The sequence below is a fragment of the Brenneria roseae subsp. roseae genome (genome assembly GCF_003115845.1).
Classification (GTDB): Bacteria; Pseudomonadota; Gammaproteobacteria; order Enterobacterales; family Enterobacteriaceae; genus Brenneria; species Brenneria roseae.
Window position 1 is genome coordinate 20,776 of record NZ_KZ819025.1, and the last position, 26,438, is coordinate 47,213.

At 51.4% G+C, this 26,438-nt stretch carries 24 protein-coding genes and 1 pseudogene; 14 read left to right on the forward strand and 11 right to left on the reverse strand.

What is annotated here, in order from left to right; genetic code table 11:
* Positions 1–602 precede the first annotated feature (602 nt).
* Positions 603–2,759 carry an ornithine decarboxylase gene (locus DDT52_RS06230; protein ID WP_136155601.1) on the forward strand — a complete coding sequence of 719 codons (2,157 nt, stop codon included), beginning with the start codon at positions 603–605 and terminating at the stop codon, positions 2,757–2,759.
* Positions 2,760–2,876: 117 nt separating this feature from the next.
* On the opposite strand, the gene DDT52_RS06235 is transcribed toward DDT52_RS06230, so the two are convergent.
* Positions 2,877–3,509, reverse strand: coding sequence for a TetR/AcrR family transcriptional regulator (locus tag DDT52_RS06235; protein WP_136155602.1), 633 nt, complete (start codon positions 3,507–3,509; stop codon positions 2,877–2,879).
* Positions 3,510–3,787: 278 nt separating this feature from the next.
* Between DDT52_RS06235 and DDT52_RS06240 the strand changes: the two genes are divergently transcribed.
* Complete coding sequence (locus DDT52_RS06240) at positions 3,788–4,999, forward strand: Tm-1-like ATP-binding domain-containing protein (RefSeq protein ID WP_136155603.1); 1,212 nt, start codon at positions 3,788–3,790, stop codon at positions 4,997–4,999.
* A 9-nt stretch (positions 5,000–5,008) separates the two neighbouring features.
* Positions 5,009–5,850 (forward strand): annotated as a pseudogene (locus DDT52_RS06245) (phosphoenolpyruvate hydrolase family protein).
* 81 nt (positions 5,851–5,931) lie between these two features.
* Here the strand turns inward: DDT52_RS06245 and mltC are convergent.
* Genes mltC through mutY form a run of 3 tightly spaced genes read right to left on the reverse strand, consistent with a single transcriptional unit; the run spans position 5,932 to position 8,434 of the window.
* Complete coding sequence (mltC, locus tag DDT52_RS06250) at positions 5,932–7,005, reverse strand: membrane-bound lytic murein transglycosylase MltC (RefSeq protein WP_136155604.1); 1,074 nt, start codon at positions 7,003–7,005, stop codon at positions 5,932–5,934.
* Between the two features lie 53 nt (positions 7,006–7,058).
* A complete protein-coding gene (locus DDT52_RS06255; RefSeq protein ID WP_109052742.1) occupies positions 7,059–7,331 on the reverse strand; it encodes an oxidative damage protection protein in 273 nt (90 codons plus the stop codon).
* A complete protein-coding gene (gene mutY, locus DDT52_RS06260) occupies positions 7,328–8,434 on the reverse strand; it encodes an A/G-specific adenine glycosylase (protein ID WP_136155605.1) in 1,107 nt (368 codons plus the stop codon). The genes DDT52_RS06255 and mutY overlap by 4 nt, the downstream gene beginning before the upstream one ends.
* Positions 8,435–8,598: 164 nt before the next feature.
* Between mutY and trmB the strand changes: the two genes are divergently transcribed.
* From trmB to DDT52_RS06275, 3 genes are all read left to right on the forward strand, one after another.
* Positions 8,599–9,318: a tRNA (guanosine(46)-N7)-methyltransferase TrmB gene (gene trmB, locus DDT52_RS06265; protein ID WP_136155606.1), complete on the forward strand. Its 720-nt coding sequence runs from the start codon at positions 8,599–8,601 to the stop codon at positions 9,316–9,318.
* Position 9,319: 1 nt separating this feature from the next.
* On the forward strand, positions 9,320–9,664 hold the full coding sequence (locus DDT52_RS06270; RefSeq protein ID WP_136155607.1) for a YggL family protein: 345 nt from the start codon (positions 9,320–9,322) through the stop codon (positions 9,662–9,664).
* 200 nt (positions 9,665–9,864) lie between these two features.
* Entirely contained in the window at positions 9,865–10,578 is a 714-nt protein-coding gene (locus tag DDT52_RS06275) for a YggN family protein (RefSeq protein WP_136155608.1), read from the forward strand.
* Between the two features lie 136 nt (positions 10,579–10,714).
* Here the strand turns inward: DDT52_RS06275 and DDT52_RS06280 are convergent, their stop codons facing one another.
* The 4 genes from DDT52_RS06280 to mutH form a co-directional block, all read right to left on the reverse strand.
* Entirely contained in the window at positions 10,715–11,755 is a 1,041-nt protein-coding gene (locus DDT52_RS06280) for an NADP(H)-dependent aldo-keto reductase (protein ID WP_136155609.1), read from the reverse strand.
* Positions 11,756–12,023: 268 nt separating this feature from the next.
* Entirely contained in the window at positions 12,024–12,242 is a 219-nt protein-coding gene (locus DDT52_RS06285) for a YgdI/YgdR family lipoprotein (RefSeq protein ID WP_136155610.1), read from the reverse strand.
* Between the two features lie 287 nt (positions 12,243–12,529).
* Complete coding sequence (locus DDT52_RS06290) at positions 12,530–13,246, reverse strand: TerC family protein (protein ID WP_109052754.1); 717 nt, start codon at positions 13,244–13,246, stop codon at positions 12,530–12,532.
* Between the two features lie 208 nt (positions 13,247–13,454).
* On the reverse strand, positions 13,455–14,138 hold the full coding sequence (mutH, locus tag DDT52_RS06295) for a DNA mismatch repair endonuclease MutH (RefSeq protein ID WP_136155611.1): 684 nt from the start codon (positions 14,136–14,138) through the stop codon (positions 13,455–13,457).
* 698 nt (positions 14,139–14,836) lie between these two features.
* Here mutH and rppH point away from each other — a divergent pair.
* From rppH to thyA, 4 genes are all read left to right on the forward strand, one after another.
* A complete protein-coding gene (gene rppH / locus DDT52_RS06300) occupies positions 14,837–15,370 on the forward strand; it encodes an RNA pyrophosphohydrolase (protein ID WP_109052756.1) in 534 nt (177 codons plus the stop codon).
* Between the two features lie 12 nt (positions 15,371–15,382).
* The gene (ptsP, locus tag DDT52_RS06305; protein ID WP_136155612.1) at positions 15,383–17,629 is read left to right on the forward strand and encodes a phosphoenolpyruvate--protein phosphotransferase; all 2,247 of its coding nucleotides are present in this window, start codon (positions 15,383–15,385) and stop codon (positions 17,627–17,629) included.
* Between the two features lie 178 nt (positions 17,630–17,807).
* A complete protein-coding gene (gene lgt / locus DDT52_RS06310; RefSeq protein ID WP_136155613.1) occupies positions 17,808–18,674 on the forward strand; it encodes a prolipoprotein diacylglyceryl transferase in 867 nt (288 codons plus the stop codon).
* A gap of 39 nt (positions 18,675–18,713) precedes the next feature.
* Positions 18,714–19,508 carry a thymidylate synthase gene (gene thyA, locus DDT52_RS06315; RefSeq protein WP_136155614.1) on the forward strand — a complete coding sequence of 265 codons (795 nt, stop codon included), beginning with the start codon at positions 18,714–18,716 and terminating at the stop codon, positions 19,506–19,508.
* Positions 19,509–19,703: 195 nt separating this feature from the next.
* On the opposite strand, the gene potE is transcribed toward thyA, so the two are convergent.
* From potE to speFL, 3 genes are all read right to left on the reverse strand, one after another.
* Positions 19,704–21,020, reverse strand: a complete 1,317-nt coding sequence (gene potE / locus DDT52_RS06320; RefSeq protein ID WP_136155615.1) for a putrescine-ornithine antiporter — start codon at positions 21,018–21,020, stop codon at positions 19,704–19,706.
* 59 nt (positions 21,021–21,079) lie between these two features.
* On the reverse strand, positions 21,080–23,266 hold the full coding sequence (gene speF / locus DDT52_RS06325; RefSeq protein WP_136155616.1) for an ornithine decarboxylase SpeF: 2,187 nt from the start codon (positions 23,264–23,266) through the stop codon (positions 21,080–21,082).
* A 301-nt stretch (positions 23,267–23,567) separates the two neighbouring features.
* On the reverse strand, positions 23,568–23,672 hold the full coding sequence (speFL, locus tag DDT52_RS06330; RefSeq protein WP_136155617.1) for a leader peptide SpeFL: 105 nt from the start codon (positions 23,670–23,672) through the stop codon (positions 23,568–23,570).
* Positions 23,673–24,465: 793 nt separating this feature from the next.
* On the opposite strand from speFL, the gene DDT52_RS06335 reads away from it, so the two are divergent.
* From DDT52_RS06335 to DDT52_RS06350, 4 genes are read left to right on the forward strand one after another with little or no spacing between them, the layout of a single operon-like run.
* Positions 24,466–24,969, forward strand: a complete 504-nt coding sequence (locus DDT52_RS06335) for a prepilin peptidase-dependent protein (RefSeq protein ID WP_136155618.1) — start codon at positions 24,466–24,468, stop codon at positions 24,967–24,969.
* Complete coding sequence (locus tag DDT52_RS06340) at positions 24,963–25,544, forward strand: prepilin peptidase-dependent protein (RefSeq protein WP_136155619.1); 582 nt, start codon at positions 24,963–24,965, stop codon at positions 25,542–25,544. Before DDT52_RS06335 ends, DDT52_RS06340 begins: the two co-directional genes overlap by 7 nt.
* Positions 25,541–25,996 carry a YgdB family protein gene (locus tag DDT52_RS06345; protein ID WP_247595494.1) on the forward strand — a complete coding sequence of 152 codons (456 nt, stop codon included), beginning with the start codon at positions 25,541–25,543 and terminating at the stop codon, positions 25,994–25,996. Before DDT52_RS06340 ends, DDT52_RS06345 begins: the two co-directional genes overlap by 4 nt.
* A 7-nt stretch (positions 25,997–26,003) precedes the next feature.
* Entirely contained in the window at positions 26,004–26,426 is a 423-nt protein-coding gene (locus DDT52_RS06350; RefSeq protein WP_136155828.1) for a prepilin-type N-terminal cleavage/methylation domain-containing protein, read from the forward strand.
* The last annotated feature ends 12 nt before the right edge of the window (positions 26,427–26,438 follow it).

Genomic DNA, 26,438 nt, shown 5'->3' on the forward strand with positions numbered 1-26,438 from the left:
CGTGCTTGCTCTATTTTCAGGCAAAAACGGTGTTCTTTCACCGTTTCGTTTCTCCTTTTCGTGCATCAGTATGGCTGCGGTTTGATTCGCGCCGCGGTTTTTGGGCAACGTCATATTTTGCGGTAAAAAGGGGGGGTGCCGTTTCTTGAATTTGATGAAAAATAATGCCAATATTGCGCGGTTTTCAACTTTCTATTCATCTGAACTCCCTGTTCACCTGTGGCTAAAGAGGGCTGCTGATATGTCGGATTCATTGTTCATGGCGCAAAATCAGTGCGCCGGATCTGTGATGATGTCATGGCGTTTTTCTCGTTTTAGCCGCGTTGTTGGTGCATTTTCCTGTCGATTATCCTTTGCCACCATGCGGTGAGGCGTTCGTACGCTCGCTGTTAGGCATGAGTAAAAATAGAGTCTCCCTCTGATTTTACTGATGTCTATCGGATGGTGCTGGCTCCAGTTTTTCCATTCTTAACCTACAGTCATGATTGTGGGCGTCATACGCCTGTCGTGACTGATTGACATTGTGATTGGTCGGGATTGTTATCCCTGCGCTGTGTCTTCCGGGCACGTACACTCATCCTTAACCGTTTGGGTTTGGTTAAATGAAACAGTTAAAAATTGCGGCTAATGCGGCGGTTGCCCGTCGTTTAATCACTACACGTGAAATTGTCGCGCTGAGTCAGACTGACTTTACTGATGTGGCGGCAGTGGTTGTTTCCGTTGAGGAAGCCCGTAGCGGGATTCTGTCGATATTGCATCACACCGGCTTTACCATTCCCGCCTTTGTCGTCAGGGAGAATGATGCGGATTCACTGGCTGAAATGTTGCCGACGGGCAGCGAGTGGTTACTGTTGGATGCTGCTGGCGAGCATGCGGATGTGCTGGAACATGCTGCGCAAGGCTATCAGGATGCATTGCTGCCGCCATTTTTCGATACGCTGACCAAGTATGTCGAGATGGAGAATACGACTTTCGCTTGTCCTGGCCATCAGGGAGGACAGTTTTTCCGCAAGCACCCTGCCGGGCGGCAGTTTTTCGATTTTTATGGCGAAAATATTTTCCGTTCCGATATTTGTAATGCCGACGTCAGGTTGGGCGATTTGCTGATTCATGAAGGGGCCGCGAAAAAGGCGCAGAAGTTTGCCGCACGCGTGTTTAACGCCGATAAAACCTATTTTGTTCTGAATGGGACTTCGTCGGCGAATAAGGTGGTGACCAACGCATTGCTGACCCGCGGCGATTTGGTGTTATTCGATCGCAACAACCATAAGTCGAATCATCACGGCGCCCTGATTCAGGCTGGGGCCACGCCCGTTTACCTCGAAACGGTGCGTAATCCTTTCGGCCTTATCGGTGGGATTGATGCGCACTGTTTTGATGAAGCCTATCTGCGTAATCTGGTGCGTGACGTCGCGCCGGAGCGTGCCGATGAACAGCGTCCGTTCCGTTTGGCGGTGATTCAGCTTGGCACTTATGACGGTACGATTTATAACGCGCGTCAGGTGGTCGACAGCATCGGGCATCTATGTGATTACATTCTGTTTGATTCCGCGTGGGTGGGATACGAGCAGTTTATTCCGATGATGGAACAGTGCTCGCCACTGCTGCTTGATTTGAATGAAAACGATCCGGGGATCTTTGTTACCCAATCGGTGCATAAACAACAGGCCGGCTTCTCCCAGACTTCGCAGGTGCATAAGAAAGATACGCACATCAAAGGGCAAAAACGCTTTTGCAACCATAAGCGATTCAATAATGCGTTCATGTTGCATGCCTCCACCAGTCCGTTCTATCCGCTGTTCGCGGCGCTGGATGTGAATGCCAAAATGCATGAAGGTAACAGCGGACGCCGCTTGTGGCTGGATTGTGTGAAGCTCGGTATTGATGCGCGTAAGCAGCTGTTTTCGCGTTGTTCTTTGATCAGGCCGTTTGTTCCTACCACGGTGGCGGGGCTTCCCTGGCAGGATCATGATACGGACGTGATTGCGCATGACGTGCGTTTTTTCAACTTCGAACCGGGCGAGAAATGGCACTCGTTTGAGGGATACGCGCAGGATCAGTATTTTATCGATCCGTGTAAATTGCTGCTAACAACGCCGGGTATTGATGCGATCAGCGGCGAATATACCGATTTTGGTATTCCCGCCACGATCCTGGCAAATTATTTGCGTGAGTACGGCATTATCCCTGAGAAATGCGATCTTAACTCGATCCTGTTCCTGCTGACGCCTGCGGAAGACAGCCTGAAAATGCAGCGTCTGGTTGAGGCACTGGTTTATTTTGAGGCAATGATTGCCCGTGACGCGCCGCTGAGCGAAGTGTTGCCGAGTCTGTATCAAAAGTATGAACAGCGTTATCGCGGCTATACGCTGCGTCAACTCTGTCAGGAAATGCATGACTTTTATGCCAGTCACCAGGTGAAAGATCTGCAAAAGGCGATGTTCCGTAAGGCGTCACTGCCGCAGGTAGCCATGTTGCCGCAGGATGCAAATAGCGCTTTTGTTCGCGGTGAGATAGAACTGGTGCCAATTGCGCAGATTGAAGGCCGTATCGCGGCAGAAGGCGCGCTGCCTTATCCGCCGGGCGTGCTGTGCGTGGTGCCGGGGGAAATCTGGGGCGGGGCGGTTCAGCGCTATTTCCTGGCGTTGGAAGCCGGGGTTAACCTGCTGCCGGGATTTTCCCCCGAATTACAGGGCGTTTACAGCGTAGCCGAAGAAGATGGCACTAAACGTCTGTATGGCTATGTGATCGAGCAGTAAAAGCCCGAGCTTGGGGAGGTACTGGCGGCGTTATCGCCGCTTATCGCGCTTTGTCATCACCTCGCCTCGGGTTAACGAGGCGTTTATCTTTCAGCGCGCCTGTTTTCACGGGGATTTTTACTTTTCCTGCGTTGACGGCAGCAATTCCGCATCCTCTTCCGCCTGTCGCAAAATCGCTTTGGCAACCCACTGCGTAACATCCTGAATGCCGTTTTCGTCCAGATCCCAAATATCTTTCAAAACCAGAAAAACCTCGGAACCATAAATGAGCGACAGTGCATGAATCACGCGTTGCTGTGCGTCGGCGGAGATTTTACCTGTTAACGGTTCCACCGCTATTTTGAGCAGGCGTTTACGGTTACCGCGTTCCAGTTTTTCAGTGGTTACGCGATTGGAACGGCGGTTGGCCCACTGTTGAAGTGAGAGTTGTAATGCGGCGCGCAACGCGCCTTCGTGTTGCAGCATCCGTGGATAGGCAAAATGCAATAATTCCTCAACCCGTTGCCTGGCATCAGGCTGAGTGGGATGCCACGACAGCACCGGACCCAGACTTTCGCCAACGACGGCAGAAACCAGTGCGCTTTGCGTGGGGAAATACCGATATGCCGTGGCGCGTGAAAGTTGAGCCGCATTGGCAACGTCGGTGATCGAGGGAAAAATGCCCTGATCGAACATGTTAATTGCCGTATCGACGAGCAGTCGGCGGGTTCTTGCTCGTGTAGATGTTAGTTTGTTATCCCTTTCAATCACATGGACCTCATTTTATTTGCGGGCCGGGCGGGAGAGCGCCATTGTCCAAACTATAACAAGATGAGTGATTCTTGTACCACGTCAAGCTTTTTTCTAACAGAAGCAATGAGGGGAGAATATTAAATGATACTCAAGTCTTATTTGTGAATTTAACGGTTGTTTTTTTGATACTACAGTCTCAATATGATTTAAAAATAATCTATCTTATCTTTACTTTTAAATAATTAATAACAATATCAGTAGCTAATGATTCCCGTTGCTGGTGAGAGGAATACCCTATGAAAAAGGTAGTTGGCAGCGTTTACATTGCAACAACATCAGATACTAAAGGGAAAGAACAGAATTATGTCCGCGATCTGATTGCGGCGACAGGTCTGAAAACGGTCACGGTAGACCTCTCGACAACATCACCGTCGGCTGCCTCTCCGGCGGATATTAACGCCTCAACGGTTGCCGCTTACCATCCACAAGGCGCAGAAGCGGTATTTTGCGGCGATAGAGGTCGGGCGATTCACGCAATGGCCGTTGCCTTTGAACGCTTTATTCTGTCACGTCACGATGTCGCCGGATTGATTGGGCTGGGCGGCTCGAGCGGTACGGCGCTGATTACGCCGGCGATGCAGATTTTGCCCATTGGTTTGCCAAAGCTGATGGTATCGACGATGGCATCTGGCGACATTTCCGGTTATATCGGCGCCAGTGATATCAGCATGATGTATTCCGTGACCGATGTTGCCGGCTTGAACCGCATTTCCCGCCAGGTGCTGGGTAATGCCGCGCACCAGATTGCCGGAGCCGTAAAATTTCATATTCAGGAAAGCCACGACGCTAAGCCGGCCATCGGTCTGACCATGTTTGGCGTCACTACTCCCTGTATTCAGGCGGCCAGTAAAGCGCTGGAAGAGGAATTTGACTGTCTGGTGTTCCATGCGACCGGTAGCGGCGGCAAGGCGATGGAGAAGCTGGTGGACAGCCATCTGCTGGCCGGAGTGCTCGATCTGACCACGACGGAAGTATGCGACCTGTTGTTTGACGGCGTGCTGGCCTGTGGGCCGGAGCGTTTTGATGCCATTGCCAAAATGCAGGTGCCCTGTGTGGCGTCCTGCGGCGCACTGGATATGGTGAATTTGGGTGCGCCGGCCAGCGTACCGGAGAAATACGCCAACCGTCTGTTTTATAACCATAACGCTCAGGTCACGCTGATGCGCACCACGGTGGCAGAGAATATCGCCATGGCGCAATGGATCGGGGAGAAACTCAATCGCTGTGAAGGCGAAGTGCGCTTCTTGATCCCGGAAGGCGGTTTTTCCGCTCTGGATGCGCCGGGTCAGGCTTTCTGGCATCCCGAAGCGCGTGATGCCTTTATAAATACGCTGGAACGTATTGTTCAGCAAACAGAAAAACGGCGGATCGTGCGTCTGCCATTCCATATTAACGATCCTTTATTCGCCAACGCCGCCGTTGAGGCGTTCCGCGCAATATTTAACTAAAAGGGGAACATGATGTCTGCGATACGTCGTCAGCAGTTGTTAGCAAAATTCAGAGAGATGATTGCTCGCCGGGAACCTATTATTGGCGGTGGAGCGGGGACCGGGCTTTCCGCAAAGTGCGAGGAAGCGGGTGGGATTGATTTGATCGTGATTTACAATTCCGGTCGTTACCGCATGGCGGGACGCGGTTCGCTGGCCGGTCTGCTGGCTTACGGTAACACGGTAACGCCAATGAAATCGTGGTGGATATGGCGAAAGAAGTGCTGCCGGTGGTGCGTCATACACCCGTTTTAGCGGGCGTGAATGGCACTGACCCGTTCTGCCAGTTCGATAAATTTCTGGATGATCTGAAGGCGTTGGGTTTTTCCGGCATGCAGAACTTTCCGACGGTCGGCCTGATTGATGGTAACTTCCGCGCCAATCTGGAAGAGACGGGGATGGGATATGGGCTGGAAGTCGAAATGATCCGCCTGGCGCATGAGAAGGACATGTTGACCACGCCTTATGTGTTCAGCGCCGCCGATGCGGTTGCGATGACGAAGGCGGGAGCGGACATTATTGTGCCGCATATGGGGTTAACCACCGGCGGTAATATCGGCGCGGAAACCGCGCTTACGCTGTCGGATTGCGTCCCGCTGATTAACCAGTGGGCTGAAGCGGCCAAAGCCGTGCGTAAAGACGTGATAGTGCTGTGTCATGGCGGGCCGATTTCAACGCCTGAAGATGCGCAGTACATCATGGACAACTGCCCGCAGTGTGATGGGTTCTATGGCGCAAGCTCAATGGAACGGCTGCCGACAGAAGTGGCGTTAACAGCCACGACGCAACAATTCAAAAATATTAAACGTTAAGTTTCCGACACCACTTGGCGTCAACATCAGGTATTGAGTTAAGCCTCTGGAGATGTGACTCCAGAGGCTTTTTTCGCAGCTTTAGCGGCGGTAATTTTTCTGCGCGGTATTCACCTTGTACAGATAGCGTCGGGATTCGGCTGACGGATGTTTGGTCGTCAGCGTATCGTATACCTCGCCCGGCGACATTTTGTTGATAACACTGACCGCCCGATTTCTGTCGCTGGAGAATACCCGCAGTACGCTGCCCGCGCCGCCGTTGTAGGCGGTGATCACGGCGTAACGCCGCGAGGTTGGATTCTCGATGCCGACCAGATAGCTGTTTTTCAGAATCGACAGATAGGCGGTGCCTGCATCGATGTTATTTTCCGGATCGAACAGATAGCTGCGGCTTGGCTGACCCCATTTCCCTTTCATTTTGAAGACATCGCGGCCTGCGCTGTGCTGGACCACCTGCATCAAACCGAGTGCGTCAGAGCGGCTTACCGCATAAGGGTTGAAACTGGATTCTGTCTGCATGATGGCCAGAATCAACGACTCTTCAATGCCATAGCGATCGGCGGCTTTACGCACCAGCGGCAGATATTTGTGCGCACGTTTATCCAGATGGTTGGGGACCAGTTGAATGGTGACGGACCAGATAATATGCAGCCCGGAGTTCCGTTTCTGCAAACGGTTCTGGAGCAGATAATCAGCAAAACTGGCGGCTCGGCCTTCCCAGCGGATCGGCTGACCCGTGTTATCCAGCACCTGACCGTACAGCATCGGCTCCCGGCTGATCTGAATATCATTGGCGTCCGAGTAAAGATCGGTATTGGTGGCGTCGTCACCCATCAGCAGGGTGGTAATAATCGCCTGACGCAGGCTGACGACGGAATCGGTTGCCGAAATAGTTTCAATGGTGATGGTACCGGCATCGAAGTTAATGTGGCTACGCGTCTGGTATTGATCGGTATATTTTACGTAATCTTTCGGCCCGGCAATCAGGACTTCGTTCATGCCCCAGATATTCTCAATGTTATGGGCGAATTGCCCCATCAGAATATCAAAGGCGTTGGTATCCTTGATAAATGCTTCATTGTCAGCGCTACCTTTGTTTCCTGAGCAGGAAACCAGTAACGGTGCGATAACCAGCAGAGCTAAAATTTTCTTCATATAAAAAGCCGTGTCGGAATAAAGACGTAACAGGGTCAGCGGACCCTGCGGTATCAATGACTCGGAGGCGTATAGCCTTCGATATTCACGTCCTTACCTTCAAACAGGAATTTGATCATTTCCTGTTCCAGCAGCTTACGATCGGCGACATTCATCATGCTGAGTTTCTTTTCGTTAATCAGCATGGTTTGCTTGGTTTGCCATTGCGCCCAGGCCTCTTTGGAGATCTCGTTATAGATGCGTTTCCCCAGATCGCCCGGATATAGCTGAAAATCCTGCCCTTCGGCATCGCGTTGTAAAAAAGTGCAAAAAATCGTTCTGCTCATGCTTCTTCCTCATCAATTGCGCAGGAATGTAATTGTGCTGACTGCGGTTGGGTCAACTCCCGTAGCAGGCGTTCAACCGGGGTAGCCAATCCGACCGAAGGCGGTTGCGCTAAGTTATACCAGAGACCTGCGCCTTCATCCATGCAGACCCCTTTGGGCGAGATATCCATTGTTGAGACGTCCAGCCAGAGTGGTACGACATCCAGATGGAAATGGCTGAATGTATGGCGGAATGCGACGAGCTGCCGCAACCCGTCAGCGTTCAGACCGCGTTGTTGCAGCCAGAGTTCCAATTCACTGCGTTCGCTGAACTGCGGAAAGCAAAATAGTCCGCCCCATAGCCCGACGGCAGGGCGCTGTTGCAGCCATACTTTTGATCCCTGTTGCAGCAGCAGAAACCAGCCGGTTTTCTCCGGCAGCGTTTGTTTGGGCTTTTTGCCGGGATACTGCGCCCAGCTATGGTTGGCATAAGCGATACAGCCGGTATTGAGCGGACACAGCTCGCATTTGGGGCGACTGCGAGTGCACACCATGGCGCCTAAATCCATCATGGCCTGATTGAACTGGCTGACGCCTTCGGCGGGTGTGACGTCTTCGCTTAACGTCCACAGCCGCTTTTCGACATCTTTTTTACCCGGCCAGCCGTCAACGGCGTAGCAGCGCGCCAGTACGCGTTTTACATTGCCGTCCAGAATCGGGTAGTGCTGTCCCAGCGACAGCGACAGGATGGCGCCGGCGGTGGAGCGGCCCACGCCGGGTAAATCGGCCACTTCATCAAACGTGGCGGGGAACACGCCGCCGTGTCGGGAAGCGACGATCTGCGCCGCTTTATGCAGGTTACGAGCGCGAGCGTAATAGCCCAGCCCGGTCCACAGGTGCAGCACTTCGTCCAGCGGCGCATTCGCCAGGGCGTTTACATCGGGGAAACGGGCCATAAAACGCTGAAAATAGGGAATGACTGTGGTGACCTGCGTTTGTTGCAACATCACTTCTGACAGCCATACTTTGTAAGGCGTTTTCTCTAGCTGCCATGGCAGGGTTTTGCGGCCATAACGCTGATACCAGTTCAGCACCTGGTGCGCGAACTGTTGCGCTTGCATCATAAAATGGAATCACTATCCGGCAGGTAAAAGTCTGACAGCGATTCCAGCACAGAGTCATTGTGCTGTAAACCGGAACTTTCCGAGGCAGTAGACTTGCTAAACCACGGTATCCTTGCATAATGCGCGTTTCCTTAATGAAATCGGACAGACAGTAAGCACTTTTTATGATTAACAACGTCATCTCACCGGAATTTGATGAAAACGGACGCCCACTGCGTCGCATACGCAGTTTTGTTCGTCGTCAGGGACGTCTGACCAACGGGCAGCAGCTGGCGCTGGATAACTATTGGCCGGTGATGGGCGTGGAATATCAGACGGAGCCGCTGGTATTCGCCTCGCTGTTTGGCCGTGAAGCGCCGGTGGTGCTGGAAATTGGTTTTGGCATGGGCGCGTCGTTGGTGACCATGGCGACGCAACATCCGGAGCAGAATTTTCTGGGCATTGAAGTGCATCTGCCGGGCGTGGGCGCCTGCCTCTCTTCCGCGCATGATGCCGATGTCGGCAACCTGCGCGTTATGTGTCATGACGCGGTGGAAGTGCTGGAAAACATGATCCCCGATGGTTCGCTGTCGATGGTACAGCTTTTCTTCCCCGATCCGTGGCATAAAGCCCGGCACAACAAACGCCGTATTGTGCAGGCGCCTTTTGTGGAATTGGTACAGCGCAAGCTGAGGATCGGCGGCGTTTTTCATATGGCGACAGACTGGGAACCTTATGCGCAACATATGCTCGAAGTGGTGAGCGCTGTCGCAGGCTATCGCAACCTTTCTGATAATAATGACTATGTTGAGCGGCCGGCATCACGTCCGCTGACGAAATTTGAAGCTCGCGGCCAGCGTTTAGGGCATGGTGTTTGGGATCTGATGTTTGAGAGGATGATATAAAATGGCACAAGCTCGTAGCCGTCGTTTACGTAAAAAACTACACATTGATGAGTTTCAGGAATTAGGTTTTTCAGTCAGTTGGCGTTTCCCGGAAGGGACCAGCGTCGAAGATATCGATCGGATAGTGGACAAGTTTGTCGATGACGTAATTGAACCGAACGGTCTGGCGTTTGAAGGCAGCGGCTATCTGCAATGGGAAGGATTGATCTGCTTGCAGAAAATTGGTCATTGCACCGATGAACACCGCCAGTTGGTCAGCCGCTGGCTGGAAGAGCAGAAACTGACGGATGTTAAAGTCAGCGATGTGTTCGACATCTGGTGGGATCTGCCGGAAAACCTGCTGTAGCCGCAGTTGAGTAACAGGCTGAACCTGATTTCAGGGACGCGGATAAAGGGATGGGATTAGCGAGTCGGCTGTTCCATCCCGTTATTCCGTGCTTTCACTGAGGGAAATTGGCGTATTAGCCTCGTCTTCAGCTGCCTTCTTATTCAGCAGAGGGCGTGCGTCATATCCCGCAGTTGCCGTTGTTTTCTTCAGGAGAAAATATGTTGCGTAAAATGACTCTCGGTTTGCTGCTGTTACTGTCCTGGCAGGCTCAGGCGGAGTACCAGTGTAGCGTTAACCCGCAGGATGATATCATCATCAGCCCTCAGCATGTGCAGGTTGTCGGCGCCAGTGGGAATTTACAGATTTCACCGCAGGGAGACATTATACGTAACGGAACGCCGTTGACGCTGGACGCCACGCAGCGCCAGCAGTCGCAAGCCTATCAGGCCGATCTGCGCCAGCAAATTCCATGGATCGATCAGGGTGCTCAGCAGCATCTGGAAAAAGCGCGCGTCGCGCTGGATAAAATCATTGTGCAGGAGCTGGGCAGCGACAGTAATGTGCGTAACCGGCTGACTACGCTGGATAAGCAGCTCAAGCAGCAGATGAATCGCATTATTGAACACCGTAGCGATGGATTGACCTTCCACCATCAGGCGATCAAACAGGTTGAGCAGGATGGCAAGCAACTTGTACAGCAGAGCATGGGCGGTGTTTTGCAGGATAGTCTGAATGAGATGGGGGTTAAGCAGATGTCCAACGGCGGTAACCCGTTGCAGGCGATGATGGGGAATCTCGGCGGTTTACAGAAAGCGATTCAGACCGAGTGGAATAATCAGGAAATGGAATTTCAGAGCTTTGGCCGCGATGTGTGTAACCGCGTCATATCGTTGGAGAATCAGCGCAAGAACTTGTTGCAGACGTTAAAATAGTCTCTACCCGTCATGACTGCGGAGGCAGGCGATGCGCCTGCCTCCGCGTCGCTATCAAATACCGAACCCCGGTTACTTGCCCCGTCCATGAGGCTTGTTCTTTAATGCGCAGTGGCGATGTCGCAATATAGAGAAATCAAGGCGCCGGGAAGGTAAAACGGCGGTGTATCGCTTCCAATTCGTTGAGAATCTCGCTATCCAACGTCAGTTTCTGACTCGCCAGATTGATCCTGAGCTGCTCCACCGAGGTTGCTCCCAACAAGGTCGTTGCCACAAACGGCTGCTGACGGACGAAAGCCAGCGCCATTTGCGCCGGATCCAGGCCGTGCTTCTGCGCCAGCGCGACGTACTCGGCGGTAGCCTGCTGAGCGTGGGGCGACGTGTAGCGGGTAAAGCGGCTGAACAGCGTATTACGGGCACCTGCCGGTTTTGCGCCATTAAGGTATTTTCCCGTCAGCGTACCAAAAGCCAACGAAGAATATGCCAACAACTCTACGCCTTCATGCTGACTGATTTCCGCCAGCCCGACTTCAACGCTGCGGTTGAGCAGGCTGTACGGATTTTGAATCGACACAATGCGCGGCAGGTCATGTTTCTCGGCCAGATGCAGATAGCGCATCACGCCCCAGGGCGTTTCGTTGGACACGCCGATATAACGAATCTTACCGGCCCTGACTTGCTCATTCAGGGCTTCCAGCGTCTCCAGCAGGGTAACGGCCGGTTTATCCTCAGTATACTGATACCCCAGTTTGCCAAAACAGTTGGTTTGGCGTTGCGGCCAGTGCAACTGATACAAATCAACATAATCGGTGTTCAGGCGCTTAAGGCTTGCGTCCAATGCGTCACGAATGTTTTTACGATCCAGCGCCTGCTGTGGGCGAATGGCGCTATCATTGCCGCGCACGGGACCGGCGACCTTGCTTGCCAGAATGAGCTTCTCACGCCCACCGCGGGATTTCAGCCACGAACCAATATAGCTTTCGGTCAGCCCCTGGGTTTCTGGCCGTGGCGGAACCGGGTACATCTCTGCTGTGTCAATCAGGTTAACACCAGCGGCAATGGCGTGATCCAACTGTGCATGCGCTTCAGCTTCACTGTTCTGTTCGCCAAAGGTCATCGTGCCAAGGCCCAGCACACTTACTTCTAAAGAACTATGGGGAATACGGTGATATTGCATTGCCTGCTTCCTTGTATGTCTGAAAATAGCAGATGTATCGCTATACCCGTCATCTTTCCAATTGCGGAGACGATGGTTTTCTCTCCGGCTGGTGACTATGCCATTTCGGCGTTGGGAGGGGAGAGGGGTTGCCGTTTTCCTGCAACGTGAAATCTTTTGGGATGACACACCTGAATTTGACTATAACGAAGCCGCGCGATGTGGGGAAGCCTCTTTACTCTCTGACGGGGTGGTATTGGTGTCGGGCAGGGAGAAAAATATCGACCAGTCAGCGTTCGATAATCTGAGAAATGTTATCGCTGTTAATCTGTTTTTCGTTTCCATGTTCATCAATGTAACTGAGCATTCCCGTCTCTTTATCCAGAACCGGCTTATTTTGTGTCAGCAGCATCTGGCCCTCTTTCGTTGCCATGACATACCGGCTGGAGCAGCCGCAAAGAGTGAATAATATCACCAGCGCCACTGCCATTTTTACCCGTACTTTCATCGTTATCTTTACCTGTTTCACCTGCCTTTCGACAGCAAAAAAATTGAAGGTTCTTGAACAAGTCTAACAAATAGTCCGTGGGGATTAAGTAGGAATAATGGAAAAAACTAATGAGAAAACGGTTAATTTTGGTTAAAACGAACGACGGAATATGTCAGAACGAAGATGGAAAGAACAAGATGCAGAAATAACGCGGTGCGAGGCGTTGTAAAGCGTGCCTCATCACCGCATTTTCTTCATTATGCCCTGTCGCGCCCGGTTTGAAGGAGGAAACACGCTGCGGGCGATTAGTCGGCCTCTTTGGCTTTTTTGCCGCGCAACAGGTTCAGGGCTTCGACAGACATTGAGAAGAACATCGCAAAGTAAATATAGCCTTTCGGTACATGAATATCGAAACTTTCCAGAATCAGCGTGAAGCCGACCAGGATCAGGAATGACAGCGCCAGCATTTTGACGGACGGATGACGTTCGACGAACTCTCCGATGGTGCGGGCGGAAAACATCATCACGCCAACCGCGATAACCACGGCGGCCATCATAATAAACAGGTGATCGGAAAGCCCTACCGCCGTGATCACGGAATCCAGGCTGAAAATAATATCCAGCAGCATGATTTGCACGATCGCGCCGAAGAAAGAGTGCACCTGTGACGCATGTTCTTCTGAGCTCCCTTCCACGGTTTCATGGATTTCTTTGCTCGATTTCCAGATCAGGAACAGGCCGCCGAAAAACAGGATCAGATCACGGGTAGAAATATCATTACCCAGCACGGTAAATAAAGGATTGGTCAGGCGGATCACCCAGGCAATCGAAGCCAATAGTCCCAGACGCATGAGCATGGCGCCCATGAGACCGATACGGCGGGCCTTATTTTGCTGAGCTTTAGGAAGTTTGGAGACAACCAACGACAGGAAAATAATGTTGTCGATGCCAAGAACGATTTCCAGAATAGTTAGCGTTCCCAGCGCCAACCAGGCATTCGGATCAACAATCCAATCAAACATTGTATCAATACACCTTAAACGAAACGTAAACGATATTATACGCCGCTACATGAGTAAACGGGCAAGTGAAAGTGTGGTTGGCGGTACTCTTCATCTTTTTTCGGGCATACAGAGGTGCGGGTTTCCCGGTTTATTTCCCCATAAACGCAGGAGCGTTTTTCAACGTCACGTAGTGACGGCCCACAGGGTGACGGGCAAGGACAGCCCGTCATAAAAAATGGCGCGCCAGCAGCGGCGTGGTAAACGTTTTCTTCAGATAGAAGCCACGGGGCAGCGTCATGATGGGTTGCCCGAATTCACCGATTGCTTCCGTCAGGACGCGACTGTTGGCGGCTTTGGGACGCAACTGTAGCACTTCCCCATGACGCGCCGTGATGCTTTCAACTTTTCCGAGCACAATCAAGTCCATTAATTCTTCCCAGTCGCGGCGCAGTTGTTCTTCCTCTTCTTCGCTTGGGCTCCAGATGAGCGGCGTACCAATTCGTCGTTCACCTAACGGAATCGGCCGTGAGCCTTCAACCGGAATCCACAGCACGCGCGCCAGCTTGTGCCGAACGTGGCTGCTCTTCCAGGTGACGCCGCTATTGCCGGTCAGCGGCGCGACGCAGACAAATGTGGTTTCCAGCGGTCGGCCCTGTTCATCAACAGGAATGGTTTTCAGTTCAATACCGATATCGGGAAAATCCTGCTCGGGTTTACTGCCCGCGGTGGCGCCCAGAAAACGTTCCAGCAGAATGCCAATCCAGCCTTTATCACGTTTCAGGGTTTCCGGCAGCGGCAGTCGGGCAATGCCGGCCAGCTCAGCCAGATTGTAGCCCGCAAGCGATTGGGCTCGCTGTAGTAATTCCTGTTCATTATGTGGTGGCGCAGTAAGAACCGACGGTGAATTCATGGCATGTCTAACCTGATATTTTCCGCTCAAAAAAAACACAGCGGGTGAAAAACATTAATGCACCGTCTGAGAGACGGCTGAGGAATTCAATAATAGCATGATTCGTAGCGCTTTTTTTTAGTGTGAAAACGAGAGGGGGATCCGGTTTTTCAAACTGTGCACTTGTAGAAACCAACAATGAACAGGATCTTACACCAGGTTATCCACAGATTTCTTGGATAACCTGCATAAAGATGGATTACTGGTTTGATTTACAGCCTTGACGTCGGCGCTTTTTGCTGTTTTTGCTTATTTATTGTCTGATGTCGCCATTGCATCTGTGGATAAAATCGACATAGAACGATCTTTCGCCAGCACGGCGTTGATCATCATTCGATCAGGATCCTTTGCGGTGATTTTGCTGTGAAGAATATGCTTAATTTTATGAAAAAAAAGCAGTATTTTTTAACTCCGTCAGCAATTCTTTATCTGCAAAAAATAAGTTTTACTCACTTTTTCATGGGTTCTGCACAAAGATGTCCACAGAAATAGTGAATAAACCGGCATTCCTTGACTTCATATGTTTATAACTTTGCTTTGATCTGTGGGTTATCTTCATTTTATTAGAGTGATAACTGCGCTAAGCAGTGGTTTACCGTCTGCCGGGAGTGTGAAACAATCAGGTTATCTTTGCATTTAAAGTTTATCGAGGTAGTCCGGTGATCGATGATGATGGCTACCGCCCGAACGTTGGTATCGTAATCTGTAATCGGCAGGGACAGGTGTTGTGGGCCCGTCGCTACGGTCAACACTCCTGGCAGTTTCCTCAAGGGGGGATAAACCCCGGAGAGAGCGCGGAGCAGGCGATGTACCGTGAGCTGTTTGAAGAAGTGGGTCTGAAGAAAAAAGATGTCCGCGTTCTGGCATCTACCCGCAACTGGTTACGTTATAAGTTACCGAAACGTTTGGTGCGTTGGGATACTAAACCGGTCTGTATCGGCCAAAAACAAAAATGGTTTCTGCTACAGTTGATGTGTAATGAGTCTGATATCAATATGCAAAGCAGTGGCACGCCTGAGTTTGATGGCTGGCGTTGGGTCAGTTACTGGTATCCGGTTCGTCAGGTTGTGTCTTTCAAACGTGATGTTTACCGTCGCGTAATGAAAGAATTTATCAGCCCGGTGATACAACTCCAGGAGAATACGGCGGCACGGACGGCACCACCGTCTGGCTCCCGACGAAAAAGAGGGTAATTCACGCACATTATGCTCACGCGTTTGCGAGAAATTGTCGAAAAAGTAGCCTCAATGGCTCGCCTTAATGATGCGCTGGAAATCCTGGTCAATGAAACCTGTCAGGCAATGGACACGGAGGTCTGTTCGATTTATCTGGCTGACCACGATCGCCAATGCTATTACCTGATGGCAACGCGCGGGTTAAAGAAACCGCGCGGCCACGCGGTCACATTGGAGTTTGGGCAAGGGGTGGTCGGTCTGGTCGGTCAGCGCGCCGAACCGATTAATCTGGCTGATGCCCGTACTCATCCCAGTTTCAAATTTATTCCCGCCGTAAAAGAGCAACATTTCCGCTCTTTTCTGGGCGTCCCCATTATTCATCGTCGTCAACTGCTGGGCGTGCTGGTCGTCCAGCAGCGTGAACATCGCCAGTTTGACAAGAATGAAGAGTCATTCATGGTCACGCTGGCGACGCAGATGGCGGCCATTCTCTCTCTATCTCAGATTAAGACGCTGTTTGGTCAATACCGTCAGACGCGAATTAATGCGCTGGTCGCCGCGCCCGGTGTGGCGATCGCGTCGGGCTGGCAGGATTGTAGCCAGCCTTCTCTGGATCAGGTTTTCCCCGCGTCAAGTCTGGACCGCGAACGTGAACGTTCCCGGCTGACGCGGGCGTTGGAAGAGGCCACGGCGGAGTTCCGGCGTTTCAGCAAACGTTTCAGCGCCAGCGCCCAAAAAGAAAGCGCCGCGATTTTCGATTTGTACTCTCACCTGCTGAATGATGCGCGTCTGAAGCGCGAACTGTTTCAGGAAGTGGACGCCGGCAACGCGGCGGAATGGGCGGTCAAACTGGTGATTGAACGTTTTGCGGCCCAGTTTTCCAATTTGCAGGATACCTATCTGCGTGAACGGGCCGGGGATTTGCGAGCGCTGGGCCAACGATTGTTGTTCCATCTTGATGACAATGCGCAAAGCATCGGGCAGTGGCCCGAGCGTTTCATTCTTGTCGCAGATGAACTGACGGCCACCTTACTGGCGGAGCTTCCCCCGGAACGTCTGGCTGGCGTGGTGGTATACGACGGCGCCGCCAATTCCCATGCCGCGATTCTGGTGCGGGCAATGGGGATCCCTACGTTAGTCGGCGCGGATATTCAGCCCGAACTGCTCCATCAGCGTCTGCTGATTATTGACGGCTATCGTGGCGAGCTGCTGGTGGATCCTGAACCTGTGTTGGTGCAGGAATATCAGTGTCTGCTGATTGAAGAAAATGAACTGACCCGTCTGGCGGAAGACGATATGGAACGTCCCGCCGTTCTGAAAAGTGGCGAGCGCATTCAGGTCATGTTGAACGCGGGGTTGAGCGCGGAGCATGAGAAACGGTTTATCAATCAGGTCGACGGCGTCGGTCTGTACCGCACCGAAATCCCCTTTATGCTCCAGAGCGGTTTTCCATCTGAAGATGAACAGATGGCGCAATATCAAAGCATGCTGCAACTCTATCCGTCACGTCAGGTCATGTTGCGTACGCTGGATATTGGCGCGGATAAACCGTTGCCTTATTTGCCCATCAGCGAAGAGAATCCTTGTCTGGGCTGGCGCGGTATCCGTATTACGCTCGATCAGCCGGAAATCTTTTTGATTCAGGTTCGCGCCATGCTGCGGGCGAACGCGCATCTTGGCAACCTGAATATCCTGCTGCCGATGATCAGTAGTCTGGATGAGGTTGATGAGGCCCGGCGCCTTATCGATCAAGCGGCGGGTGAAGTGGAGGAAATGCTGGGGTTTCCACAGCCTAAGCCACGCATCGGTATCATGGTGGAAGTCCCCTCCATGATTTTCCTGTTGCAGCATCTGGCTTCCCGTATTGATTTTGTTTCGGTTGGCACCAACGATCTCACTCAGTACCTGCTGGCCGTCGATCGCAACAACGCCCATGTCGCTTCCCTGTACGACAGCCTGCACCCGGCTATGCTCCGAGCGCTGAACCTCATCGCGATTGAGTGTCAGCGTCACAACATTGCGCTTTCCGTGTGTGGCGAGATGGCGGGGGAAGCATTAGGCGCATTGCTGCTGACCGGGCTCGGGTATCGCACGTTGAGTATGAATGGTCGTAGCGTTGCCCGCATTAAGTACCTGCTGCGCCAGATCGCGCTGCCCGACGCGCAGTCTCTGGTACAGCAACTGCTGAATGCGCGAACCGCCAGCGAAGTCAGACAATGGGCATCGATCTTCATCGAAGAACGCGGACTGGGCGGATTGGTCCGTGGCGGACGCTGATTCCTGCCGATTTTAAGGGAAGGCTTTACAGATCTTTTCCCTGCCGGATAACCACCGGGTCTGCTGCGCTATGCTATGATTCGCAGCCGCGGTTTGCAGGAAAGGATGATATTCCTGCCCTGGCATATCAATGCTCCCCGCCTGCGGGGGGATAATACAACAAAATATGTGGTGAACGATGACGACGAGCTATCTGGCGTTTCCTCAGTTTGATCCAGTGATTTTTTCAATTGGCCCGGTGGCGCTGCACTGGTATGGACTGATGTATTTGGTTGGTTTTGTGTTCGCCATGTGGCTGGCTGGCCGTCGGGCTAACCAACCGGGCAGCGGCTGGAAGAAGGATGAAGTCGAAAACCTGCTGTATATGGGCTTCCTCGGTGTCTTTGTCGGCGGACGTCTGGGCTATGTCCTGTTCTATGCATTTCCATCGTTTCTGGAAAACCCGCTCTATTTGTTCAAAGTCTGGGATGGCGGCATGTCGTTCCACGGTGGTCTGGTGGGCGTGATTTGCGTTATGCTGTGGTTTGCCCGCAAAACCAAACGGCATTTTTTTCAGGTATCTGATTTTATTGCACCTTTGATTCCATTCGGTTTGGGCGCGGGGCGTCTTGGAAACTTTATCAACGGCGAACTGTGGGGGCGTGTCACAACCAATACGCCATGGGCCATGCTGTTTCCCGGCTCACGCAGTGAAGATCTGGAACTGGCGGTCAGCAATCCCCAATGGCAGGCTATTTTCAATCAATACGGCATGTTGCCGAGACATCCATCCCAGCTGTACCAAATGCTGCTTGAAGGGGTACTGCTGTTTATCATATTGAATGTGTTTATTCGTAAACCCCGCCCGATGGGCAGCGTTTCGGGGCTTTTCCTGATTGGCTACGGTCTGTTTCGGATTATTGCCGAATTTTTCCGCCAGCCGGATGCGCAACTGGGCCTGTTCGGCGGTTTCTTCAGTATGGGGCAGATTCTTTCACTGCCGATGGTGATCGTGGGCATCCTGATGATGGTGTGGGCGTATCGCCGCGAACCAGTACAGCAGTAATTGTCAGCCGTCATTCTCTAATATTTGTGGTGAGGTAGTATGAAACAGTATCTGGATCTGATGAAAAAAGTGCTTGATGAAGGAACGCCCAAAGCGGACCGCACCGGCACCGGCACCCGCTCTATTTTCGGTCATCAGATGCGTTTCAATTTGCAGGAAGGTTTTCCGCTGGTCACGACCAAGCGCTGTCATCTGCGATCCATTATTCATGAGCTGCTCTGGTTTCTGAATGGCGATACCAATGTTGCCTATCTGCATGAGAACAAAGTCAGTATTTGGGACGAGTGGGCAGATGAAAACGGCGATCTCGGGCCGGTTTACGGGAAACAGTGGCGCGCCTGGGGCGCGGCCGACGGACGTCAGATCGATCAGTTGAAAAAGGTACTGACGCAGTTGAAGCAGGATCCGGACTCCCGCCGCATTATTGTTTCAGCCTGGAACGTCGGGGAACTGGACAAAATGGCGCTGGCGCCGTGCCATGCCTTTTTCCAGTTCTATGTCGCCGATGGTAAATTATCCTGCCAGCTATATCAGCGCTCATGCGATGTGTTCCTGGGGCTGCCGTTCAATATCGCCAGTTATGCGCTGCTGGTGCACATGGTGGCGCAACAGTGCGATCTGGACGTGGGTGATTTTGTCTGGACCGGCGGCGATACGCACCTCTATAACAACCATATGGAGCAGACTCACCTGCAATTGAGCCGTGAGCCGCGCGCGCTGCCGAAACTGGTGATTAAACGCCGTCCCGATACGCTGTTTGATTACCGTTTTGAAGACTTTGAGATCGAAGGCTACGATCCGCACCCGGCAATCAAGGCGCCGGTGGCGATTTGATCGCTATCGCGTAGAAATGGACGTTGATGGCAAAGCTTGTCTCCTCCGTCATCCCCGCGCGGGCGTGACATATTAGGGCCCGACGTTGCGAATAGCGGCGTTGTCAGCCGTCAGAATGGCCGCTTTTGCGGCCATTTTTGTTCCTGATAATGTTATCCCTTCGCACCTTTCATTGTTTCGCAGGGATAGGATTACTCAGCTATTGTGGCGAGGTATTTCAAACCGCGGTGATACCAGACCATATAGCGTCCAGCCCAGGAATGTCACAATCGCGCCATACATCATTGCTTCCTCGCCAGACGAATACAGCGCATAGAAGCTATATATTGCCCCAGCCAATGCGATCGCGTTTGTCGTGCGAGCCTTCCCGGAGGCCACGTTTGCCTGTTTCTGGATAATACAGACCGCCGCCATGGAGAGAATATAAGGAATGATATTAGTGACGACCGCCAGATTAACCAATACGTTGAATTGCTTGTTCAGTGAAGGGCTAATCGTCAGCAGGGACAGCAGCGACTGGATAATAACAATCGCCAGCATACCCTGTACCGGCGCATCAAACTTATTGAGTTTAGAGAACAGTTTTGGGAAATAACCGCTGTCGGAAGAGGATTTGAACACCTGCGCAATAGTAAACTGCCATCCCAGCAGCGAACCGCAACAGGACATAACCATCAGCGCCATAATGATTTTACCGACTGCCGGCGTAAACATCTGTGCGAAGGCCAGTCCGAAAGGCGCGGTGGAGTTGGCCAGGTCCATGTTCGGTACTATACCGGCGATCACGTTGGTTGAGATAATATAAATGATGGCGGCTCCCAGGGTTCCTCCGAGAACGGCGATAGGTACGTTCTTTTCTGGGTTATCCACGGCTTCCGAATTGGCACACGCCGATTCCATTCCCAGAAATGCCCATAAAGTCATCGCAATAGACGAGCCAACCGCTTCAAACGTCGGGACATTATGCGGGTTCCAGGAGGACACGTACAATTCGGGACTGAACCAGAACCAGCCAATCACGGATATACCGGCGACAGGAATGATAACCCCCCATACGGTGATGCCGCTAATCTGCCCGGTAATGCGTGCGCCGGCGAAGTTGGGGAGGGTACATATCCATAACACGCCAATTGTCGCCAGACCGATGCTGAGAGGGCTCAGGCTGATTCCGAAGAATTCGGTGCCGTATCCCACTGCCGAAATGGCAATCGCTACATTGGCAATGAGCAGCGACACCCCATAGGTATAGTTCGCCATAAAATTACCGGACTTACCGAAAGTATATTCGGCATAACCGCCCATACCACCGCTCTTGCGGCTGAACATCCCGCATTTGGCAAACGCATAGGCCAGCGCCATTGAGCCGACGGCCGTAACCAGCCAGGACACGATAGAAATTGTTCCGACTTCGGCTAACTTGGTCGGCAACATGATAATCCCTGACCCCATCATGTTGACGGCGGTTAGAATAGTGAGCTGTAGCACGCTCATTTTATTTCTGGATTTACTCATCATCTGTTCCTTAACAAACAGGTCAGCGGAGAGAATGATCTCCGCTGAGATCATTCCGATCAGGCATTTTTGCTGACAGGTTCGTTTTTAATCACATAGCCGTAAGCGCGCTTGCGTCCGTCCTCGTCCTGGATATAAACCCCTTGCAATTCAGGGGCGAAGCCCGGCAGGCGGTTGATCCCTTCTTCCAGTGCCAGGAAGTAGTGCTGCACCGGGCCATTCCATCTTTCTCCCGGTACCACGCATAGCACGCCCGGTGGGTAAGGGAGTGCGCCTTCCGCGGCGATCCGGCCTTCGATATCGGCCAGCGCAACCAGTTCGACATTACCGCGCACAAATTCGATATTGGCTTGCTGCGGATTCATAACGGAATGCGGGAAATAGGCCTTACGGAACATCTCTTTTTGCAACGTTTTGACGTCGTTTCTGACGTACAGATCGTGCATTTCCTGGCAGAGTCGGCGAAGTGTGTAACCGCGGTAACGTTCCTCGTGATTACGATAAATGCCGGGGAGCACTTCGGAGAGCGGCGCATCTTCTTCCAGCAGGCGTTCGAATTGAGCGATCAGTGCGACCAGATGGCGCATCTTTGCCATATCCTCTGCTGGCGTCATCAGGAATAAGATCGAGTTGAGATCGCATTTTTCCGGCACGATCCCGTTTTCACGCAGGTAATTGGCCAGAATGGTCGCAGGTACGCCAAACGCTTCATATTCCCCGGTTTTGACATCAATGCCCGGCGTCGTTAGCATCAGTTTGCATGGGTCGACAAAATACTGATTTTCCGCATAATTTTCAAATGAATGCCAACGCTCGTTCGGCACGAAATTGAAGAAACGAAGATCGTTGGCCATTTCTTCCGTCGGGTATTCTTCCCATTTCTGACCATCGACCGTGGTCGGGATGAAAGGGCGGATGTAATGGCAGAGTTTCAGCAGCAATTTACGCGTTTCAATCCCGTTTTTGACGCACTCCATCCACATTTTTTTCCCGCTTTCACCCTCGTGCATTCTGGCATTGACATCCAGTGCCGCAAATAAGGGATAGAAGGGGCTGGTGGAAGCATGCATCATAAAGGCGTTGTTCATGCGTTTATGATTGACGTACCGTGCTTGTCCCTTGATATGGCTGTCTTTTTTATGAATCTGGGATGTTTGAGAGAAGCCAGCCATTTGCTTATGTACGGACTGTGTGACCAGAATACCCGGATCGTTTTCGTTCAGCTCCAGCAATAGCGGAGAACAGGCGTTCATCATTGGAATGAACTGCTCATAACCTACCCAGGCGGAATCGAACAATATGTAGTCACACAGGTGGCCGATTTTATCGACAACCTGGCGGGCGTTATAAATCGTGCCGTCGTAGGTGCCCAGTTGGATCACGGCGAGCCTGAAGGGGCGTTGCTCCGATTTCCGTTCTGGCGCCACTTCTGCAACCAGCTCGCGCAGGTATTTATCTTCAAAACAATGTGCGTCGATTCCCCCGATGAAACCAAACGGGTTGCGGGCCGTTTCCAGGTAAACAGGCGTCGCGCCTGCCTGAATCAGAGCGCCATGGTGGTTGGATTTATGATTATTACGGTCGAACAGCACCAAATCGCCGGGACTTAATAGCGCGTTTAATACCACTTTATTTGAAGAAGAGGTCCCATTGAGAACGAAATAAGTTTTATCGGCGTTGAAAACCTTGGCGGCGTGCTGTTGGGCCAGACAAGGCGCACCTTCATGAATGAGGAGATCGCCCATTGCCACATCCGCGTTGCAAAGGTCGGAACGGAAAAGCGTTTCGCCAAAGTAATCAAAGAACTGCTGGCCAGTCGGGTGGCGACGGAAGAATTGCCCGCCCTGATGTCCCGGGCAGTCAAACGCGGTATACCCCTGTTCTACGTAATCGACCAGTCGTCCAAAGAAAGGCGGGAGCAACTCGCTTTCATATTTATCTGCCACCGATGTTAGCTGCCTACCGTAATAATCCGCATTGCCGTCATTCAATTCGAAAACGCCTCTGACGCGCAGCAGATAGTTTGCCGGTATGTTTTCACCCTGGATTACAGCAATAAAAACAGGTAAATCGAATGCGGTCTGCTCTATCTTATCCAGCATCCCTGATACCGCATCCTGTAAGGAAAGTACTGCGGCACAGACATCAATAAATGATGTGTTTTTAATATCAACTGTTTCACGCTCGGTATTGAAACTATGGATAACATCTGAACTAACGGCTACTTTTAAATTAAGCTTAGCCATAATATCCTCTTTTTTTAAATACGGTCATGCCTATGCATGGAATAAGTTTGCATATAAAGGTATTGCCTGTTTTTTTCGCGCAGGAATGAGCGGTAAAGGAAATAAATGACCTTTACGGGGTTTCTGGCGAAAATACGAGTATCTCTCTTCGAAAAATAAATTATTTCGAATAATAAATGGTCTGATTAATGTGATAAAATATGAGCTACCCTAGACGAAGTTATCGTCAGGCAGATTTTTACACATGTATTAAAGAAAACATGACCATCCTGAAAAGGGATACTCAGTTTTTGAGGTAGGTTTATCTGGCGTTGAAAAGATGAAAGTCAAAGCAGCTGCGGTGGGACATTTGCATTATGTGGGTCGTGCGCCTGATGTGGGCAGATTTTCTGTTGTTGTTTTCCACTTTTTCCTCCTTATAACTATTCATTGAGTCTTATGACTCGGTGCCAGTATATTGCATAAAATATAAGTTTTTGTGATTCACTTCAAAAAAATTCCTTCATTTTTAAATAATTATTCATTTTGTATTCATTTTTAATTGCATAAACAATGCATACTTTTTTCTTATGGGTGCTGAAGGCCAGATGTGATATGCAACAGTTTTTGTCATTGGTACCACGCCCATGCCTTTATTTTTCTGGTAAATGCTCATTTTTTTACCATAAAAGTAAAAAAACTGTTAATGGTTGTGTTTTTTATGTGGAATTAGCTAATGACTAGCTATGCAATTAAAATAAAGCTATACGCATTATATTTCGACTTTGGGAAACGTGTTATTTATAGCTGTGAATAGATTAAACGTTGAGGATCGGTATGTCTGAATGAAATGGACTTTTGTGATCAGCGGTGCTTCGAGGTTTCATTACCCTGTAGCGTCAGGCGCTTTTATTCTACCATTTGCTTAAGACATGTTTTCCTTTGTGGAAAAGTGCGGTTGTAAGTATGAATGGGATATACGATCTATTTAATCATCTGATGAAAGACACGTTTTCTGACTATTCTTTCCCGCTAACATATTCATATTTTCGATAAAAGAATATTTAAAGATAGAGATGCCCATGCAATGCTTCCCTGTATTTCCTGACGCTTCGCAAGTTTTTCCTGCTGTTACATCGTTGCAATAAATCATTGCGTATCGGTATGTATAAAAGTGCTAATGCGCTGTATTTAATGGCAAAAGTACCTAGTCTGTCGTCATGAATATACGAAATCGGCAACGGCGGGGGTTTACCTTGCTTGAGATATTAGTCGTCTTAACCATTGTCGCTCTGTTGGCTGGCGGCAGTATGCACGCCTGGATCGGCTATCAACAGGCGCTGCGTCTGGAGCAGAGCGCACAGCAACTACTGGATTTTTTTAACCGGGTTCAGGCCAATGCCTATTGGCATAATAAAACCCGCACGGTACGGCTGATACAGCAGGGAGAACGCTGGTGTATGGTCAGTGATGCTGAACCGCAGGAGGAAAATACGGCCTGCCGTGAAGAGAACCTTCTGCAATATGTCCGCACAACCAAAGAGATTTCGGTATCGAAGGCGACCAGCAATAGTTTTGCTTTTTATGGTTTGCGCAGTACCGCGCAGGCCGGTCACATTACGCTGATGAATTCGGCGGGAAAGTTACGCCTGATCATATCCGTTCGCGGACGTATGCGTCTGTGCAGTGAAGAACAGCCGGTTCTGGCGATCCCGCTATGTTGAGACCTGTGCATATGGGCTTCACGTTGCCCGAAATTCTGTTGGCGCTAAGCCTGAGCAGCCTGATTATGCTATCCGCAGCACAGTGGTATCCCATTTTGCGCAGCCAGAGCCAAAACAGTGCGCAATATTTCCGCCTGGAACAGTTATTCAGTCAGGCGGCTTCCGGTATTGAAAAAGATATTCGTCGTGCTGGTTTTTGCGCGGGAGCGTGTCAGGGAACGTCGATAACCCTGGGGCACTATCCGGGAGAAATGGCCAATAGCTGTCTCAATGTCTCTTACGATCTGAATCGCAATGGAGCCTGGGACGGAGGAGAGCAGCAGGAAGAAGAGTCGTTTGGTTATCGCCTGCGTGCCGGGGCGCTGGAGATTCAAAGCGGGGCACACAACTGTTATGGCGATCGTTGGGAGAAACTCTTTGATCCGCAGGAAGTGATTTTGACGTACTTTCATGTACGGCCATTGGGGGGAACGACGGGAGCCCGGTTGTACGAATTGCAGCTGACGGGGTTCTGGACAAAACGTCCTGCCATTCAGCGCACGATCACGCGGTTGATTCTGGGGCGGAACCAATGAAAAGAGCAGAACAGTACGGCAGCAGCACGCTGGTCATGGTGATGTTGATTTCCGTTATCGGGCTGCTGCTCATGTCTGGCCTGCAACGCCAGCTTGATGCGGCCATACAGATGGGAAATGATGAGCGCCATTACCTGCGGGCGTTTAATCAGGCATTATCTTCCCTGAATTGGGGTATGCATTTAGACTGGCCCCCGCTACAGGATGACTGGACGTGTCAGACGCTGGCAGCCGATGCGCTGAACGTATGCCTGAAAAGGGCTTCTGATGAAGGGCTGGGGTTATTGCGCGGGGAAGGTTTGCTGCCGTCTCAGCATCGGCCGCTTTTTCTGTACCAGCGGGTGGCTTTCTCTGGCCTGGCATCAGAGCGTATTACGCTTCAGATCGTTTCCCGTGGCTGGCTGGATTTTTGCCCGGATAAACAGGCGGGGCGCTGCGTTGAGCCGGAATAAAGCCGCGATGACCGGAAATATCTACCCGCAGAGAGGGTTTAGTCTGCCGGAAACGCTGGTCGCGGCATTATTATTAACGGTGTCGCTGCTGGGGTTACTGCAATATCACCAGATATTGCAACAGTCATTTCTGCATCAATGGCAGCAGCGGCAGGCATGGCGGCTGCTTGTGCAGCAGTTGGAAGCGTATGAGGCGGGAGTGAAGTACACTATAGGGTTCAATGATAACGCGGGCTCTAACGACAAGATTAGTGACAAAACGGCGCTTGATCGCGCGACCGGGTCTGGACAAGAGTGGCGGTTCAGTTTGTCGGAACAAATGATGACGGCTGAATGCAGGAAAGTGACGGCGGCCATCGTTACGCCGGGAAATTATCAGGCACAGCTCACCCGCTGGTTTTGTCCGGCGGCGCAATCCGTCAGTGGATAATTCGTCACACAG